The organism is Paenibacillus sp. FSL R5-0475 (genome assembly GCF_038004585.1).
GTDB lineage: Bacteria > Bacillota > Bacilli > Paenibacillales > Paenibacillaceae > Paenibacillus_AQ.
Window position 1 is genome coordinate 4,915,409 of sequence record NZ_JBBORK010000001.1, and the last position, 19,147, is coordinate 4,934,555.

Annotated in this window: 11 protein-coding genes and 1 riboswitch; of the genes, 3 read left to right on the forward strand and 8 right to left on the reverse strand. The window is 45.0% G+C overall.

The features are described from left to right. The first annotated feature begins 85 nt into the window (after positions 1 to 85). A complete protein-coding gene (locus MKX41_RS22135) occupies positions 86 to 2,839 on the forward strand; it encodes an O-antigen ligase family protein (protein WP_340973110.1) in 2,754 nt (917 codons plus the stop codon). 72 nt (positions 2,840 to 2,911) lie between these two features. On the opposite strand, the gene galU is transcribed toward MKX41_RS22135, so the two are convergent. The 7 genes from galU to uvrB all read right to left on the reverse strand — a co-directional run bounded on the left by galU (position 2,912) and on the right by uvrB (position 15,950). After that, complete coding sequence (galU, locus tag MKX41_RS22140) at positions 2,912 to 3,799, reverse strand: UTP--glucose-1-phosphate uridylyltransferase GalU (protein WP_149645276.1); 888 nt, start codon at positions 3,797 to 3,799, stop codon at positions 2,912 to 2,914. A gap of 314 nt (positions 3,800 to 4,113) precedes the next feature. Beyond that, a complete protein-coding gene (locus MKX41_RS22145; RefSeq protein WP_340973113.1) occupies positions 4,114 to 6,636 on the reverse strand; it encodes a U32 family peptidase in 2,523 nt (840 codons plus the stop codon). Between the two features lie 206 nt (positions 6,637 to 6,842). Next, a complete protein-coding gene (locus MKX41_RS22150; protein ID WP_340973116.1) occupies positions 6,843 to 8,756 on the reverse strand; it encodes a stalk domain-containing protein in 1,914 nt (637 codons plus the stop codon). Positions 8,757 to 8,783: 27 nt separating this feature from the next. Then, complete coding sequence (locus tag MKX41_RS22155; protein WP_445670743.1) at positions 8,784 to 9,917, reverse strand: S1C family serine protease; 1,134 nt, start codon at positions 9,915 to 9,917, stop codon at positions 8,784 to 8,786. 129 nt (positions 9,918 to 10,046) lie between these two features. Beyond that, the gene (locus MKX41_RS22160; RefSeq protein ID WP_042192275.1) at positions 10,047 to 10,256 is read right to left on the reverse strand and encodes a hypothetical protein; all 210 of its coding nucleotides are present in this window, start codon (positions 10,254 to 10,256) and stop codon (positions 10,047 to 10,049) included. Positions 10,257 to 10,966: 710 nt separating this feature from the next. After that, on the reverse strand, positions 10,967 to 13,840 hold the full coding sequence (gene uvrA, locus MKX41_RS22165; RefSeq protein WP_340973119.1) for an excinuclease ABC subunit UvrA: 2,874 nt from the start codon (positions 13,838 to 13,840) through the stop codon (positions 10,967 to 10,969). 118 nt (positions 13,841 to 13,958) lie between these two features. Further along, on the reverse strand, positions 13,959 to 15,950 hold the full coding sequence (gene uvrB / locus MKX41_RS22170) for an excinuclease ABC subunit UvrB (protein ID WP_340973121.1): 1,992 nt from the start codon (positions 15,948 to 15,950) through the stop codon (positions 13,959 to 13,961). Positions 15,951 to 16,227: 277 nt separating this feature from the next. Between uvrB and MKX41_RS22175 the strand changes: the two genes are divergently transcribed. Both MKX41_RS22175 and MKX41_RS22180 read left to right on the forward strand, forming a co-directional pair. After that, positions 16,228 to 17,010: a flagellar motor protein gene (locus MKX41_RS22175; RefSeq protein ID WP_076286986.1), complete on the forward strand. Its 783-nt coding sequence runs from the start codon at positions 16,228 to 16,230 to the stop codon at positions 17,008 to 17,010. Continuing rightward, on the forward strand, positions 17,007 to 17,843 hold the full coding sequence (locus tag MKX41_RS22180) for a flagellar motor protein MotB (protein ID WP_340973123.1): 837 nt from the start codon (positions 17,007 to 17,009) through the stop codon (positions 17,841 to 17,843). The genes MKX41_RS22175 and MKX41_RS22180 overlap by 4 nt, the downstream gene beginning before the upstream one ends. A gap of 456 nt (positions 17,844 to 18,299) precedes the next feature. Here the strand turns inward: MKX41_RS22180 and gcvH are convergent, their stop codons facing one another. Next, entirely contained in the window at positions 18,300 to 18,692 is a 393-nt protein-coding gene (gene gcvH / locus MKX41_RS22185) for a glycine cleavage system protein GcvH (protein WP_076286985.1), read from the reverse strand. 179 nt (positions 18,693 to 18,871) lie between these two features. Next, positions 18,872 to 18,970: riboswitch (glycine riboswitch) on the forward strand. Positions 18,971 to 19,147 lie beyond the last annotated feature (177 nt).

Genomic DNA, 19,147 nt, shown 5'->3' on the forward strand with positions numbered 1-19,147 from the left:
ACTGTTACTGTTTACTAGTCTTGTAGTAAAATACTACATGTATGCTATTAATACTCATGTAATTACAGGAAAAGGAGATAATAACGTGTCGAAACCAGTATACGGTAAAAACGCCGCTCAGTCGAGAAATGTTGAAAAGATAGCAAGTCCGATATGGGCCTTGGTTGTTGCTTTTATTTTATTTTTGTGTTGGGCCCCATTTCAAGTGGGATTATTTAACGGACAACAATTAGACTTCGAGAAGCCAATCTATGTATCAGCACTACTAAGCGGCCTTTTGCTGCTAGTCTGCCTTGGCTTATACTACAAAAAATTCAAATTAGATGAACAGAGGGACTTAGTAGCTTCATCTTCTATCTTACTGCCTCTGACCTACGCTTTATCATTGTTTGTCGCAGTTTCGCAATATACGGCGATGAATATGCTGTTTATTCAGAGCATGTATGTTGCAGTCTTCATTATAGCCTTTTATCTCTTGAAGCAAAAGCAAGTAAATGTTGTCATTCAAAATGCTATATTGGTGATCGCATATTTCATTGTAGGTTTTGGACTCTTAAATTGGCTAGGCAGCAGCAAATTAGCTGGCGCTCTTGTGGGCTGGTTCTCAAACACTGTACGGAACGATATCTATTTAGATGCAGTTATGACTGATTCTAATGGACTTCGTTTGACTTCGATCTTTCAATATGCGAATACATACGCTGCATTCTTGATGGCTTTTCTATTTGTAGCAATATTCGCGCTTATTCGCTCTAAAAAATGGTATGGAACCTTGACTCATGGCTTTATGTTAGTACCGATCATTGTGTCGATCTTGTTAACATTGTCTCGCGGTGGCTTGGTCCTGCTACCTGTAGTATTCATACTTCTGCTTCTATTCCTAAAACCTGCACAGCAAATCCTTTGGATTCTGCATTTAGGAGTTGCCGGTATTGTATCTTTGCTCATTACGACACCCGTAACTAATCTAGGAATAGAGTTAAACGCAAATTTCACTTCTTCTTCCGCTTTAAAAGGTTGGGCATATCTATTAGGAGCTTCACTAGTTGTGGCTGGCCTATCTTGGGTCATTCAGCGTTTTGTCGCTCCATGGCTGCATAAGAAGCTGAGTAATTGGTCTTCACGTAAACGGACAAGCCTTTGGATTCCGCTCGGATCTGTCGCTCTAGTAGCAATTTTAGCTTTCTTACTTATCGGTACGAGTGCAAAAAGCATCTTGCCTGATAATATGGAGACTCGTCTTGAGAACATCAATTTCCAACAACATAGCGTACTTGAACGAATTACTTTTTATAAAGATGCCATGAAGGTAGTTAAAGATTATCCCATCCTTGGTGCTGGTGGTGGAGGCTGGTCCTCACTATATGAGCACTATCAGAACAACCCTTATACTAGCCGCCAGGTGCACAACTTCTTTCTTCAATTTTTGATCGAGGTTGGGATTCTTGGCTTTATCGTATTTATGGGCTTCATTTTATATATTTTCTATAAGTATATTCGTGGGTATGTTAAACGCGATAAAAATGATTTTGAGAATGGTTTCTTTTACCTAATTATTGCTCTATCCATTCTTGTGCACAGCCTGCTAGATTTCAATATGAGTTATGCCTTTATGGGAATACTCGTCTTCCTTGGACTGGCGGGCATGGCAGTTGTCATGGATAGTAAACAGCTACGTAAAAGTTGGAATAAAGCTGGACTACGGATTGGATATTCCGCTATTCTCACCGTAGGAACGGTATTCTTGATATTCCTCTCGATCAGCTATATTGGCTCCAGTAATGCTGCTCTTAAGGGTAAGAATCTAATTAGAGTAAGTACTTCATACGAAGAAATTAAAGCTCCATTGGTTGAAGCTTTAAAAACCCGTCCTAATCATCCTGAATCCGCCATCTCCTTATCTGCTTTGGATATGACGGTATTCAATCAAACGCAAGATGAGCAATTTCTTGAAGAGGCTCATAATGTATTAACTCGAGCACTAAAAGATGAGCCTTACAACAAATATCTTTTAGCTCAAATGGTGAGCTACTATGATTTAAAGGAGCAAAGTGACCTTGCATATAATGTTTACCTGGACAATGCTGACAAGTTCAACTGGGATATCAACTGGTATGATACTCTCATCAGCCGTTCCTTTGCATTAGGTCAGCAAGCCCTTAACCAAAAGGATGAGACAAAGAAACAAGAGTATTTCAATGAAGCTCAAGAAGCATACAATCACGTTCTTTCTGGAATAGAACATCTGAAGACTCTTCCACCAGAACAACTGCAAGGGCGTCCTTTCTCAGTAACGCCAACTATCGCTTTAAACGTTGGTAGAATGCAACTTTTATCCGGACAAGAGGATGCAGCCAAGACAACTCTGAAGCTTAATTCGGATCCTAATTACACGGATATAATGAACGGTGAAACTCCGTGGGATATAAATTGGTACAGTTCACTAATCAGCCGTTCATTTGATTTGGGGCAGGCAGCTTATGCACAACAAGATAATCCAGATAGAATAGAAAACATGAAAGCGGGCTTTGTCGTTGGGCTTTTGGCCTATAATCAGGTACTTGCGGATAATGATCCTTCGAAAACATTTACTCCGGATGTGACACTGAAGATAGCAAAAATGCAGTATATGTCTGGACAGATACAAAAAGCAATCTCCATCTTGAAACCGGCCTTAAGCCAAGATTTCGCAGATGCAACCAATCGTGAGATTGCTCGTTGGTACCTTGCTGCACTGACGAAAACTGGTGGCGAAGATCAGGCGATATACAATTCACTGATTGCAGCTGATCCCGCGGAAGCAGCACAAATCGAGGCCATCGCAAATTCACAATTCTAAAAAAGGAAGAAATCAAAAAAGCGTGCCGCTGTAATTACAGCGGCACGCTTTTTTCAATGATATGAGTTCTATTTAAAGCCCTGCCTTAGCAACTTCGCTATCTATAAGCTCTTTCATATATCGAAGTAAATCATCTTTAAGCTCTTCATGCTGAAGTGCATAATGAATGGTGGTCTGAATGAAGCCCATCTTCTCACCAACGTCATGACGTTTACCTTCAAAGTCATAAGCAATAATCCGCTCCACTTCACTTAATCGGGAGATGGCATCCGTAAGCTGAATCTCTCCACCTACACCTACCTGCTGCTCGCCAAGCATATCGAAGATACGTGGAGTTAAGATATATCGTCCCAAAATCGCTAGATTTGAGGGGGCTTCTTCTCTCTTAGGCTTCTCTACTAGACGATTTGCCTTGTAGACACGTTCTGCCAAAGGCGAAGCGTCTACAACACCATAACGCGATACTTCTTCCCATGGAACGGGTTGAACGCCTACAATTGAAGATTTATATTCATCATAAACATCTATCATCTGTTTGAGGCATGGTTTATCCGCTTCAACAATATCATCGCCTAGCAATACAGCAAACGGTTCATTGCCTATGAATTTACGAGCACACCAAATCGCGTGTCCAAGACCTCTTGGTTCTTTTTGACGGATGTAATGGATATCAGCCATTTCGGAGGATTTACGAACGGATTCAAGAAGTTCCCACTTCTGTTTCTCAGCTAAGTTAAATTCCAGTTCAAAAGAATTATCAAAATGGTCTTCAATCGCTCGTTTACCTTTCCCCGTCACGATAATAATATCCTCGATTCCTGAAGCAACTGCCTCTTCGACAATATATTGGATCGTCGGTTTATCTACTATCGGTAGCATTTCTTTAGGCATTGCTTTGGTCGCAGGCAAAAAACGGGTACCAAGACCTGCAGCGGGGATAATGGCTTTACGGATCTTCATCACATTAACTCCTTCTGTCGGTTACTCTTCCATCTTAAATACTCTGTATAGTAAAATGGCATATTTCCTTTAATTATAGCAGTTATAACAGATTAATGTCAGAGTGTTTGTTATATTTGTATATCTATTCCAATCAAATCGGAGAGGGAGAAATTATATAAGTCTTTTACAAGATCCCCCCCCTTTGCTAACTCTCACCTATATATTATCTAGTATATGCAAGTAACAAAGAGGACGAGATCGTATCTATAAAAAAGGGCTAAGCACTCCAGATTTACTCTGGTAGTCACCTAGCCCTATTCCTTTAACCTTTATTACTTCGCGTTAACCAATTGTCCCCGTGTAACCCCCAACTGGTTGGTAGCCTTCAAGCTCTTCCATACCTGCGTACCAGAGATCTCACCACGCAGTGCGCGACTATAGAGGCTAATTACCTCAGCCACTTGCTCTGGTGTCTCTTCCAGGAACTCCACGCGGTACGAGGATACGCCTAGATCACGGAAATTATTCAAATACTCCGCACCGGACTGTTCAACAGCATTATAGACGGTATTACGGCAGCCTTCATCCACACGAACTGGATGTGACATTCCAATACGGTCTTGCAGGGAAGCGCGATGCTCTTCACATGGACGGCCACAGTTCGTAAAGTCTGTGCCTTCACTCATGAAGGTACAGTATACACAGTGCTCTGTGTGGAACATCGGCAAATGCTGATGGATTACGATCTCCATACGAGAAGTATCGCTATGCTCAAGCAGGTCGACCATCTGTTGAATGTTCAAGTCATAGGACGGTGTTACCATGTCACAGCCTGCCTCAAGGAACAGATCCACTGCCTTATGATTGGCAATATTCAATGAGAAATCACCGATCAGGCGTGGATGCACGGCATCAGGCTGCTCTTGGCGGCGGCGCAGATAATAATACAGCGCGCCGGTGTTTCGTACTAACACGGCATCCGGCTGCAAGCGCAGGATATTGGCGTGGTAGCCATTCTCGCCCGGCATATGAATGCGCGGTGTGGCCAGCGCGATGCTGGCCCCTGCAGCCCGTACCGCATCTACCGCTGCCGGGAACTGCTTGATAAACTCGAAGTCGGCGTAGATGTTTCTCACGCCGGCCTCGAGCGCAGCCTGCACCTGCGGCAGGCTGCGGCACAGCGCGGTGAGCTCCGCTTCACCGGCGCGCTGCGGAGCGACGTCCCTGCGGGTAGCGTCGCCGTAGACCTCGATCGCCCGTTTCACGTACACGGGCGGTTTCGGGCGCTCGCCCGCAAGCAGCTCCACCGCTTGGCGGCGGATGCTGTTCAGCTCGCGCATAGGGACGATGACGTCGCCTTGCAGATGCGACTCTAGCGCATCAAGCTGGAACACGGTTCCGCCCAGGCGGCCGAATTGTTCTTCCAGCAGCGCGGCATCCATCGGACGCTTTTGCGCTGTTTCCAGCGCGAGCTCCGAGTCCACACGGACGGTAACGTTCTTCTGAACGTCCGTCCACCAGGTGGTCAGCTTCTCGCCGACGCAGCCCTGCACTCGCACATGTACCGGGAATACCCGGTACGGCTTCTCAGTCTCATAAGTCTGACGCAACGCCTTGTCTAGCGCAGGGTCATTCGTCTTCCAAATGCGGTCACCGACATTTAAACGACGAAGATCCACATCATTACGACCCGCTACGATGTCGATGATCCAGCCTTCTTCGGCTTCACCTTCGAGCTTCACACCTTTACGACGAAGGTCGTATACGCGTCCGCCTTCTTCTTTTTTCGTCGGATCCCCTGCATCAAACACGATTCCGTCTCCCCGCTTAAGCGGTGCGTGAATGCGGCAGACTACACCATCGCGAAGAATTTGTTCAACCGTTCCGAGATATACACCACGGCTTTTCGGGAAAGTGCCGTCTACGAGCTTTTTATTGTTCGTTCCATCTAGGAAACCATGCGTGAAACCGCGGGAGAAGCTTTGTTGCAGTTCACGAACTTCTTCCTTCGATGGTTTGGACATATCGCCATCAAAATACCGATCAATTGCCTTACGGTACTTACTAACTACATTCGCAACGTATTCCGGGCTCTTGAGGCGCCCTTCGATTTTGAAAGAAGTTACACCCGCCTCGATCAGCTCAGGCATAAGATCAATAGCTGCCAAATCCTTAGGGGAGAGCAAATAAGTTACATCACCCATTGGTTTAACTTCTCCATCCACCATCAGATCATAAGGCAGACGGCAAGCTTGAGCACATTCTCCGCGGTTGGCGGAGCGTCCACCCCACATTTCCGAAGTTAGACATTGACCCGAATAAGAGACACATAAGGCTCCGTGAACGAATACTTCCATCGGCAGACGGGCTTGTTCCCCAATCGTCTTAATTTGCTTCAGATTGTTCTCACGACCGAGTACCACACGCTCCAAACTGAAAGGCTTAGTGAACTCAACCGCCTCCGGGGAAGTAATCGTCATCTGTGTCGATCCATGAATCGGGAAGTCTGGTGAGATTTCACGAATCATTTTGACCAAACCTAAATCCTGTACAATCACTGCGTCCACGCCAGCATCTACACAAGCATCAATCAGTTCTTTCGCATCAGACAATTCATTTTCAAAAACCAGTATATTAAAGGTCAGGAAACCCTTCACACCATAGCTATGCAAAAACGCCATAATTTCCGTCAGCTCGTCCATGCGAAAGTTATTCGCTCTCGCCCGTGCATTAAACTTCTCTACGCCAAAAAAGATAGCATCCGCTCCGTTCGCTACCGCCGCACGCATGCAGTCCCAGTCACCTGCAGGTGCCAATAGCTCCACGTCTTCTCTGCGTATTTGTTGCTCTTTCATTTATATCCTCCCAAACCGCCATGTGGCGGGTCATTTCTAGTTGATTAACTTGATAATTGTATCAAATATCACATCTCAGCGCCATGTGTTTACCAACATTTATATAAAGAAAAGAACGCCCCACGCCATTTTGGCTACAAAGACGTTCTCATCTAATTGAATTACACTCTACTATTAGTTAGTCATGAACTCCAATCACCTCTAAACTACTCATTCCCTGTAAACCGAAACGACTGCAGCGTTTTATCCAACAATGCTTGCTGTTCTGCAGTAGCATTGGCATCATTCAGCGTAACAGTAATCGTGTAGACCACCTCATTTTTACCAAAAACAACGTGCTTACTGCGGACAGGAACACCATTCTTGATTTGATGCACAGTAAGGATCGTAGCAGGAGCACCGGCAAAGGTAGACTCCACTATACTTTCAATGCGAGGACCTTTAGGATCATTATTTTTATTTTGATAAGAATCTTTGAGCATATTCACCGCATAATCGACTGAGCTTTCAGGTTTCGAGTTAATCTGGAAACGTCCTCCGATGAACCAATACTCTACCAACTGTGTCTCGAATACATCTTGATTGGGTGTCCATAAACGTGGAATGTCGATGGCATAGCCGTATCTTTTGGATACTTTGGTTATCGTTTTATTCTTGATTGTCTTATAGTCATCGCTAGCGAGTCGCCCGAAGTTCTCCTTCAACAGATCAAAATCAATATCAATGGAGGATATAATAGCATTGAATTTGGTCTTATCGTCTTCTTGTCCAGGAGGTGTCACATATTCAAAATAGTAACGGTACCCATTCTTGAGCACGATTGCCTGATATTCTGTCGCCCAACCGTTGCCGAAATTCAGCTGTGTCTCACTTATTTGCGCAGGTACGCCGGAGATTTCAGACTTCATGCTATCCTTAAAAACATAAGCGTCCGCTACAAAGTTCTCCTGCGTTTTTGTCTTCAACTCTTCAGCCCAGCTCTCTAGTGTAGAACCAGCAGGTGCCGATGTAATCGCCACACTCAAATGACTTCCATGTTTGCTTTCATAATAAAAATGCTGGTCATCCTTAGTCCAAGCGGCAGGAACCTGTAGTGAGATACCATAGTCCTCATTATAGGCTTCACTTAAGCCATTCTTTACGGTAGAGAGATCACGGATTTTGTTATCTTTAGTGTCAAAAGAGGGCCGAAAAGAGCTCAGTAACCCCGCATATTTGGCTAAATCCTTATAATTAGTGGCTTTCTCATCCGTCAAATAAATCTCGTAAAGTCTACCTTCAGCATAGATCAGCCTGTTTTCCCAGAGTGCTCCGCTAGAATCTTTACTGACCAATCGTGCATAGGGTACAGAGGCTTTCGGGAACGACTCCCGGTCTAATATCAGTTCACTGCCTAACTCGACTTCCCGGACTAGTTGTTCTAATAGCCCATCTGCATCAACAGCAACTGCCTGATCACTTGCATGAATCTCCAAATAATAAAGATTGTCCGCACTGGAGAAGGTAGCCACACTCTCATCACCACCGCTATTTCCAGCAATCAGTCCAGACGGATAATTTAGTGTCCATCGATAATAGCTGTTCCCAATTTGCGTCTTCCCCACATCGCTATCAATACCAGTATCCACTGGCACATCGCCTTCATTGTCAGCAGGAGCTAAGGTAATGATCAGCTCACCACCGTTACCCTGGGAGAGGGTTGCACCCAGTACACTCGCCACAAAACGCAGCGGCACCATCAACACACCTGAAACCATCCGAGGCGCGGAGGTGAGTTTAACTTTAGTCGCATCCTTCCAGGCACTAATACTACCAATCGTCATTAACCCTGTATGAGAGCCGTACGTTACTTTCACTACATCATTTCCTTCTAAGGAAACCGTGCTGCCAAATGTCTTTTTAAAAACCCCGAGCGGTACCATAACCGTTCCGTTCTCCATATAAGGCCGCTCGATAGTCACCTTCTTGCCATTCACCGTAGCAGAAGTACTGCCAACTTTAAGACTCAGCTGCAGCTTATCTGTTTCTGCTGCCCGTGCGGTTGGTATCGGTAATATAGAAAATAGCAATAATAAGGCCAGCATCGCACACAATCCTTGTTTTAAAACTTTAAAGCCCATTTTCCGTCCCCCTCTCGAGTTTTCTGATCACTCTTCCGTATGCTCGTCTCCATCTGCTCCTGCACCCTCTTCACTTAATAGGGGATCACCCTGAGTGAGCACCAGCTTACGGATGACGATATCCCCATCACTTTGCATAACCAGTCGTACCGTTGTACCTGGAGAATAGCTTTTAAACAATTCATTAATCTCAACTAGTGAGACCACACGGTGGCCGTCAATGCTGTACAAGACGTCGTCTTCGGCAACACCCGCCTTGCGTGCTTCAGCAGAAATCACTTTGGTTACAGTCAGGGGATCAAGCGTTGGCAAGCCCACAATCGAGGACCAACTCGGCTCTAACTCCAATCCAAGACTCGGGTGTTTTACTTCACCGTACTTAAAAAGCTGGTTCATAATATACTGCACGGTATCCGACGGTATTGAGAAGCCCATATTCTCCACGCCCACCGCTGAGTATTTCAGGCTGTTTATTCCCAGCACTTCGCCCTTCATATTCACTAGCGGCCCCCCGCTATTCCCGGGATTAATCGCTGTGTCACTTTGGATCAGACGATAAGCCGCAGCTACTTCACGGTTAAGGCCACTTATAACCCCTACGGTCGCTGAATTCCTTAGAGAAAAGCTAATCGGTGTTCCGACGGCCACTACCTTCTCACCAACAACGGTTTTGCCGGTCGATGGAATAAACTTTGCAGGTTTAAGGGAGGTTGCATTGATTTTGATCAGGGCCAGATCACTAACTTCATCTAGATATGTTTCTTTAATGCTGTAGGTTTTGGAGTCCGACGTCACTACCAAGGCATTCTGCAGATCTTTGATGACATGTGCATTGGTTACAATCCATCCATTCGATTTCACAATAATGCCAGAACCATGCGTCAGATTGTATCGATCATCCGGTCCGCTAGCCCCCCCACTATCGTCTTTGCCGATAATGCCCACTACGGAGGGGGTGATACTTTTAATAATCCCTGGTACGGGGTCTTCCGCTGCTGTTGAATTTTTGATTTTGTCTCTCTGGGTTGTGGTCGCCGCGCTAACCGTCTTAGTCGTATCACCCAACGCATAAACCGACTCACTCCATACTCCTGACAGCAACAAACCGCACAGCAGCAAGCCCATTCCTTTCTTCACCAGCTTCTCCCCAATCCTCATCAACCTTCACCAGACCCTCTCTCTGCGAATGGATTAATTTTACATTATATAATTTGAAAAAAAGACACCTTCAATGCGCCCACGGCGTTAAAGGAGTCTTTTGGTGCAAAGCTGTTCAATTTAATTCTTCCGTTAACTTAACCAATGCATCACCATGGCATAGTCAGAGATTATAAAAACCAACAAACTAACCGCTCCGAAAGCAATGGCGAACTTGTTCTTTTGGGGAGCTCTCAGTAACCGAACGACTCCAACCAAAATTAGGATAGTGAATAAAATCATAAAAACATCAAAGGTATGAAATTTAGACGGTCCTTGCGCGGCAACTTCTGCAAGTAGCATTACCTTACCTCCTCAAAAATGTTGTCAAGCAAGATCCAGTATTCCCCATATCCTCTTCTATGTTATCGCTACCATTTGGGCGATGCAATAGGTTTTGTAGAAAAATTATGTATTTGCCGCAAAAAAAATATTTTATCGCTGCAAAATCGGATATATTAATGATTTTGTTCATTGACGTTTGGTGTTTTCTGGAGAAAGCGATACAAACCTAACGAGTAATGCTCTATTTTTTGAAGGTGATGAAATGAATTATCAGTTATGGATTAACCCCCCTCAAATTAGCCGATTATCGGTTTGATTTTAGTTCTAAGGCTGCTTCCCCAATCTAGTAGCTGAAGCTTTTAATAGATCAAAATGTATATTACAATTAGTTATTTATTTTTCAAGGAACCATCGAGCCTACAGTTATTCTATTACCCATTAAGTATACTTACAGCAACAGCATGTTCCTCATTAAATCTTACGACGGACATGCCCTACATATGCCTATCCCGTCTATTATTTAGTATTCTTTTTATAGGAGTCATATAACGTTTACTAGAAAACTCACATCAGAACGGATAAAGGCTCTAATTTACTGCTGACTACCAGCAATTGTACCGATCAATTGTTTTCCCAAAATAATAATTTTGGACAACAAACAATAAAGGCCACGGCAAATTGCCGCGACCTTTATTATTTAGTAGTTATACTATCCAGCTATTTATAGCTTAGGTAGTTTCCGCCGTCTCAAGCATAAGCGCTTCAGTACGCTCCGTATCACGAATCAGAACCGGCTTCAGATACTTACCTGTGTATGACTCCGTAACGGTGATGAGCTTCTCTGGTGTTCCTGTTGCCAGTACAGTTCCGCCGCCACTGCCGCCTTCTGGTCCCATATCGATGATATAATCAGCAGTCTTAATAACGTCCAGATTATGCTCAATGACAAGAACCGATTCTCCGGAATCCACCAAGCGGTGCAATACTTCAAGTAAACGACCAATGTCGTCCACATGCAGACCTGTTGTAGGCTCATCCAAAATATAGAGTGTCTTGCCTGTACTACGGCGATATAGCTCAGAAGCCAACTTCACACGCTGCGCTTCACCACCGGATAATGTTGTACCTGGCTGACCAATCTTAATGTAGCCAAGACCCACATCCATCAGCGTTTGCATTTTACGGTGAATACGAGGGATATTCACGAAGAACTCTGTAGCATCCTCTACAGTCATCTCCAGTACGTCGGAAATGTTTTTCCCTTTATATTTCACTTCTAGTGTTTCCCGGTTATAACGTTTACCTTTACATACCTCGCAAGGAACGTATACGTCAGGCAAGAAGTGCATCTCAATCTTGATAATTCCGTCCCCACGACAAGCTTCACAGCGTCCGCCTTTTACGTTAAAGCTAAAGCGTCCCTTTTGGAACCCCCGTACCTTTGCCTCATTTGTCTTCGAGAACAGATCACGAATGTCGTCAAATACGCCAGTATAGGTTGCTGGGTTAGAGCGTGGTGTACGCCCAATTGGTGATTGGTCGATCTCAATAACTTTATCGAGATTTTCCAAGCCACGAATTTCTTTGTGCTGACCCGGACGCACCTTCACAGCCTTATTCAGCTGCCGTGCCAAGCTCTTGTACAGAATTTCGTTAATAAGTGAAGATTTACCGGAGCCCGACACACCAGTCACCGCCGTAAACACACCTAATGGAATCTTCACATTCACATTTTTCAGGTTATTCTCTTTAGCGCCACGAATTTCTATCCAACGATCATCGGTAGCACGACGCTTAGCGGTAACTGGAATAAACTTACGACCGCTTAAATATTCACCGGTTAAGGAATTCGGATCTTTCATAATCTCTTCCGGTGTTCCTTGCGCCATAACTTGTCCACCATGAATACCCGCACCCGGTCCGATATCAATAATATAGTCCGCTGCCATCATCGTATCTTCGTCATGCTCTACAACAATCAACGTATTGCCTAGGTCACGCATATGAGCAAGCGTAGAGATCAGGCGATCATTATCCCGTTGATGCAGACCAATACTTGGCTCATCCAGAATGTACAGAACACCCATCAAACTGGAACCGATCTGAGTTGCCAACCGGATACGCTGTGCTTCACCACCAGATAGCGAGCCTGCTGCGCGGCTAAGTGTCAAATAGTCCAATCCGACATTCACCAGGAATCCCAGACGATTGCAGATTTCCTTAAGAATAAGATTGGCGATAGCTGTCTCTTTCTCACTTAACTTTATTTCTTCAAACCAATGCTGACAGTCACCAATTGAGAGATCGGTAATATCCGAAATATTTTGTTCGTTGATCGTAACCGCCAAAATTTCTTTCTTCAGACGTTTACCCTTACAGACATGACAAGGCTTAGCACTCATAAATCCTTCAATAAATTCACGAATACCGTCAGATGCGGTCTCCCGGTAACGACGCTCCAGATTCGGAATAATCCCTTCAAAAGCAACCATCGCATCTTTCTTTTGTCCAAAATCATTCTCATATTTGAAGCGAACCTTCTCACTACCTGTACCATGCAGTAGTTTATTCATATGATCAGGTGTTAAGCTGCTCACTGGAACGTTCTGTGGAATATTAAAATGCTCACACACGGACTTCAGAAATTGCGGATAGTAATTAGATGTACTTCCAGTCCAAGCTAAAAAGGCACCTTCTTCAATGGATTTCTCAGCATCAGGAATAAGCAGATCTGGATCGACCACCATCTTCATTCCAAGTCCATCGCACTCTGTGCAGGCTCCAAACGGACTGTTGAAGGAGAACATACGTGGTGCCAGCTCTTCAATACTGAAACCACAAATCGGACAAGCAAAATTAGAGCTGAACAGAAGCTCTTCCTGACCGATGATATCCACAAGGATTTTACCGCCCGAAAGTTTAAGTGCCGTCTCCAGTGAATCCGTCAGCCGGGTCTCCACATCGTCTTTAACGACGATCCGGTCTACAACAACTTCTATGGTGTGCTTTTTATTCTTCTCAAGTTCAATATCCTCAGACAGATCTCTTAGCTCACCGTCCACACGCACACGTACGAACCCTTGCTTAGAAATATCTGTGAAGAGTCCTTTGTGTTCACCTTTACGTCCTGAAATAATAGGCGCTAGGATTTGCAAACGAGTCTTCTCTGGATACTGCATAATCCGGTCTACCATTTGTTCAACGGTCTGGGAAGTAATCTCAATTCCATGCTCAGGACAATGAGGGTGACCGATTCGAGCAAAAAGCAACCGGAGATAGTCATAGATCTCAGTAACCGTACCAACTGTGGAGCGCGGGTTGCGACTTGTTGTCTTCTGATCAATAGAGATTGCCGGGGATAATCCGTCTATCGAATCCACATCCGGCTTCTCCATTTGCCCCAAGAACTGACGAGCATAAGCTGACAAAGATTCAACATAACGCCGCTGCCCTTCAGCATAAATCGTATCAAATGCAAGCGAAGACTTACCCGAGCCGCTCAGCCCCGTCAGCACGACGAAACGGTCACGTGGAATCGTCACATCGATGTTTTTGAGATTGTGCGCCCTCGCGCCTTTAATTACAATATTATCGTTCGCCAACGGAACCTCTCCTTAATAAATCAAATATCAAAGCTGTTTTCTATTTATTCAAAAAGAACGGCCAGGACAGCACCGTTCAATTACTTATTTTAAATATCGGTGATGCATTTAAGGTTTATTACTCGGCCCGAAGCTCCAACAATGCGTCACGCAGCTCTGCCGCGCGTTCAAATTGCAGGTTCTTCGCTGCGTCCTTCATTTCAGCTTCCAGACGCTGGATCAGGCTTTGTTTCTCTTTCTTATTCATCTTGCCACCAACACCCATGAGGTAATCCGCTTTAGTCTCGGCAACCTTCGTAGCCTCGATGATGTCACGCACCTTTTTATTAATGGTGGTTGGGGTAATGCCGTGTTTCTCATTATGGGCGATTTGGATGGCGCGACGACGCGACGTTTCGCTCATCGCCTTCTCCATCGAATCAGTGATTCGATCACCGTACATGATTACACGACCCTCGGAGTTACGGGCCGCACGACCAATCGTCTGAATTAGGGAGCGTTCGGAACGAAGGAAGCCCTCTTTATCAGCATCGAGAATAGCGACCAGCGATACTTCTGGGAGGTCGAGACCTTCTCTTAGCAGGTTAATCCCTACTAAAACATGAAATGTACCAAGACGAAGATCACGTAAGATCGCCATCCGCTCCAGCGTTTTGATATCAGAGTGCATATAACGAACCTTAATCCCAATTTCCTTAAAGTAATCCGTCAGATCCTCCGACATCTTCTTCGTCAACGTTGTGACGAGTACACGTTCGTCTCGTTCCACCCGATCACGAATTTCACTAATCAAGTCATCGATTTGTCCCTCTGTAGGACGAACCTCAATGATCGGATCCAAAAGACCTGTAGGCCGGATAATCTGCTGCACCATGGTGTCGCAGTGCTCCATTTCATAGGGTCCAGGTGTCGCTGAAACATATACGATCTGCTTCACTTTTTCTTCGAATTCCTCGAACTGGAGTGGACGGTTATCCAGCGCAGACGGCAAACGGAAACCATGCTCTACCAGTACCGTCTTACGCGCCCGGTCACCATTATACATCGCCCGAATCTGTGGAAGTGTTACATGGGACTCATCAATAATGATCAACATATCATCTGGAAAATAATCCATTAATGTATACGGAGTTGCCCCTGGTTCACGGAAGGTGAGCGGACCGGAATAGTTCTCAATCCCAGAGCAGAAGCCCACTTCTTTCATCATCTCAATATCATAACGTGTCCGCTGTTCCAGACGCTGAGCTTCAAGAAGCTTTCCTGCGTCACGAAGAACCGTTAAGCGGTCTTCCAGCTCTTTTTCAATGTTGACCAGTGCCACTCGCATCGTTTCTTCCTTGGTAACAAAGTGAGACGCCGGAAAAATAGCGACATGATCGCGCTCCCCGATCAGTTCACCCGTCAGTACATCAATCTCAGTGATTCGCTCAATTTCGTCACCGAACAATTCGACCCGAATGGCATGCTCACCCTGAGATGCCGGGAAAATCTCAACCACATCACCACGTACACGGAAGGTTCCGCGTACAAAATTGATATCATTACGCTGGTACTGGATATCCACTAGCCTGCTCAAAATCTCATTTCGAGGCTTCTCCATCCCTACCCGCAAGGACAAAAGCAAGCTTCCGTATTCCATCGGCGAACCGAGGCCGTAAATACAAGACACACTCGCCACAATAATAACGTCACGCCGTTCGAACAAGGAGCTCGTTGCGGAGTGGCGCAATTTATCAATCTCTTCATTAATACTGGAGTCTTTCTCGATATAAGTATCGGAGGAGGGAATATACGCCTCTGGTTGGTAATAGTCGTAGTAGCTGACGAAATAGTCTACCGAATTATGCGGAAAAAACTCCTTAAACTCACTCGCCAGTTGGGCAGCCAAAGTCTTGTTGTGCGCAATAACTAACGTCGGGCGGTTTAATTTGGAAATAACTTGTGCAACGGTAAACGTCTTACCCGTACCCGTCGCGCCCAGCAGCGTCTGGTGCTTCTTGCCCTGCCGGATGCCTTGTAGTAATTCCTCTATGGCATGAGGCTGATCGCCCTGGGGTGTATACTCGGACTCCAATTCAAAAGTCTTTGTACTGACGACAATATCACTCATTTGCCCGTCTCCCCTCTATCGTCTAAACTAGATTAATATATTATAATTGTTGTCTGAATGTTCTCTCTCCATACGATGGCAAGCTAAAACGCCTTTGGCGTCTCTAAAAGACGTTAAGCTGTTGTGCGAGAATTATAAGGATTAAAGTATAACGTGAAACTTATACTTTCTTATAATTAAAAAATATGGAAGATAAGAATATGTGTTCCCGTTCATTATACAGTGTTGCCTAGATCGTTGCAAACCATAATACATAGAAATGTTAGGAGCTTGAAGCATGGATATTACCTCAATAATCGGCCTATTGGCTGGACTGGCTGCGTTAATCGGCGGCTATCTCTGGGAAGGCGGAAGCCTCTCAGGACTGCTGCAGCTTAATGCAGCTTTGATTGTGTTCGGGGGTACGTTTGCCGCCGTTATGATCAGTTTCCCGGCATCTAAGCTGCGCTCCATTCCAACAGCATTACGCATGGCTTTCGGTAGCAACCCTGATCGTGATGTAGAAAAAGCAGAAGAACTTATTGCAATGGCAACCGTGGCCCGTCGCGGCGGCGTTCTAATGTTAGAAAAACAAGCTGAAGAACATCCGGACCCTTTTACACGTGAAGGTCTACTTCTTATTGTCGACGGCACTGATCCTGAGCAGGTAAGACAGATCCTTGAATTAGAAATGGATGCTAAAGAATTGAAGCATGAGAACTATGCTAAGATTTTTGAAGCTGCAGGTGGATATGCACCAACGATGGGAATTATCGGGACGGTGATGGGGCTCATCCGTGTACTTGGCAACCTTACAGATCCGTCAAATCTGGGCACATCTATCGCAGTGGCATTTACCGCAACATTGTACGGTGTTGCCATCGCTAATTTAATATTTTTACCCATCGCTTCCAAAATCAAATCCCGCAGTCAAAGCCAGCTACATAGTATGGAAATGCTGCTCGTCGGCATTCTTTCTTTGCAGAACGGGGATCACCCCTTGCTGGTGCGTAAAAAACTGAACTCATTCATCTCAGACACGGACACGAATGACCGTGCGGAAACTAGAGGTCTTCTATGAGACAAAGAGACCGGCGCAAGCGGCGTGTAGAGGCTCGGGAAAGCCGCGACCGTTGGATGATTACTTATGCTGATCTAATTACACTTTTACTTATTTTTTTCGTTATATTGTATGCGATGAGCAGCCTGGATACTGACAAATATAACATCGTGACAGGCTCGTTATCCGAGACCTTCAAATCTGGCAGCACTGTCCTTGAGGGTGGGAACGGCATTTTAGATGCTGGGAAATCAACTGAGAACAAACCGGAAAGTACAGACGGGAATGGGAATGCAGCTGCAACTGCGAGACCGAATGATGGATCTGCTGAACAAACGGAGAACGAAACACCTTCGGCACGTGAACTTGCTTTTCGAGAACAAGAGGCTAAACTTGCTGAATTAATGGGTGTGATTACGAACTATGTAGAGGAAAATAATCTCGGAGAACAAATTTTTGTTGCCGACAAACCGCAGGGGATAGAAATCACACTCAGTGACCGTTTTCTCTTCGATATAGGTAAGGCAGACCTGAAGTCTCCAGCCCTGCCTGCTCTTCAGCAGTTATCTGGCTTATTCAGCGATATCGGCGCAAAGATCAGCATTGAAGGACATACCGACAATACTCCAGTATCTTCGGCTTCTCACTATAACGACAACTGGGAGCTATCTGGTGCTCGTGCGCTGTCAGTGCTTCGCTTTTTCTTAGATCATGAAGGGTTGAACCCCGACAATTTTCAATATGCAGGGTATGCTGATACCCAGCCCACCGCGGAGAACACATCAGCTGCAGGTAAGCAAAAGAACCGCCGTGTAGAGATCATTGTGCTGCGGCAGCTTCAAGAGGGTGCCTAAAAAATGTTTTACTCAGAGCTAGTTACAATAGCTAGGCCTGTGCGGGAGCGAATCTGCTTATCAACATACCAAAATGGGCTCGCCACTATTTATTACGGAAATACTCCCTGATTATCTGCCTATTCCCTTGTCCAGGCGCAGAATTAGGGAATTCCTCCCTGATTAATACCCTATTTAGTCAGAAATAGCGCTTTTCACTGAAATTTTAGGGAAGAATTCCCTAAAACCCTTAGTGTCACGCTATATTCGTCTAAAATAAGGGAGGTTTTCCCTAATTCCACAATCAGTAGATTCGCTTTTAAATAAAATCCCATAATTCCAAACAGTCCCAGGATTTAACTCAAAGATCCCGACCGCTATTTATATAGAAACACCAAAGAGCAAGTCCCCAAAAACAGAAACTTGCTGCTACAAATATCACATGCGGTGAAATTAATATTCAGAAAAAAATTAGAATTACTCCCCTACCAATGCACGATATCCAGCTGCATCTAGCAGTCCTTTTACAGCATCAGCATACTCTCCGTCCACTTCAATTTCAAAAATCCAACCTTCACCATACGGCTTATCATTAATTAGCTCTGGACTAGCTTCTAAACCATCATTAATCTTGGTAACCTTCCCAGAGACGGGTGAATAGAGTTCCGATACGGTCTTAACGGATTCGATACTGCCTACGCTGTCGCCAGCTGAAATGGCCGAACCCACTTCAGGAAATTCCACAAATACGATATCGCCTAACAAATGCTGAGCATGATCCGTAATCCCAACACGTACTACGCGTCCTTCCACTTGCTGTGCCCACTCATGCTCTTCGCTGTAAAGAAGGTTATCTAAAACCTCACTCATTTCAAGCCGCCTCATTTCCAAATTGGAATTCTAAATTTAGTTATAGCCTAAGTGATCGCGGAGCATAATGTCAATATTACTAAAAGTAAAATAAATTTGTCGTTTTTTTGACTTTTTCTTGTTGACAGCGCCCTCCTATACCCGTTTAATGGAGACATAAGAAACAAATACAGTTGCGGATGATGGCATAGGGAGAGACTGTCTCACTTGAAGACGGCGCCGAAGGAGTAAGCCCTAACAGGGGTGAATCTCTCAGGCAAAAGGACCTTTGTCGGACGTACCTCTGGAGAGCATCAGACGCGAGGCTGAGTGCGTCAGGTCACCAACGGGGAAACTTGCATGTTAGTTACGCAGGGTAACTCTCAGGTACAAAGGACAGAGCAGAAAGCGATTAGTGCATTTATGCATGATTGCTTCTGCCTGTCCTTTTTTTCGTATGTAATCAGACTAGGGGA

Excerpts from the sequence above, each read along its gene's own strand:
- gcvH (WP_076286985.1), bottom strand. The coding sequence starts at position 18,692 with ATGAGTGAGGTTTTAGATAACCTTCTTTACAGCGAAGAGCATGAGTGG.
- MKX41_RS22145 (WP_340973113.1), bottom strand. The coding sequence starts at position 6,636 with ATGAAAGAGCAACAAATACGCAGAGAAGACGTGGAGCTATTGGCACCT.
- MKX41_RS22160 (WP_042192275.1), bottom strand. The coding sequence starts at position 10,256 with ATGCTACTTGCAGAAGTTGCCGCGCAAGGACCGTCTAAATTTCATACC.
- MKX41_RS22150 (WP_340973116.1), bottom strand. The coding sequence starts at position 8,756 with ATGGGCTTTAAAGTTTTAAAACAAGGATTGTGTGCGATGCTGGCCTTA.
- MKX41_RS22175 (WP_076286986.1), top strand. The coding sequence starts at position 16,228 with ATGGATATTACCTCAATAATCGGCCTATTGGCTGGACTGGCTGCGTTA.
- uvrB (WP_340973121.1), bottom strand. The coding sequence starts at position 15,950 with ATGAGTGATATTGTCGTCAGTACAAAGACTTTTGAATTGGAGTCCGAG.
- MKX41_RS22180 (WP_340973123.1), top strand. The coding sequence starts at position 17,007 with ATGAGACAAAGAGACCGGCGCAAGCGGCGTGTAGAGGCTCGGGAAAGC.
- galU (WP_149645276.1), bottom strand. The coding sequence starts at position 3,799 with ATGAAGATCCGTAAAGCCATTATCCCCGCTGCAGGTCTTGGTACCCGT.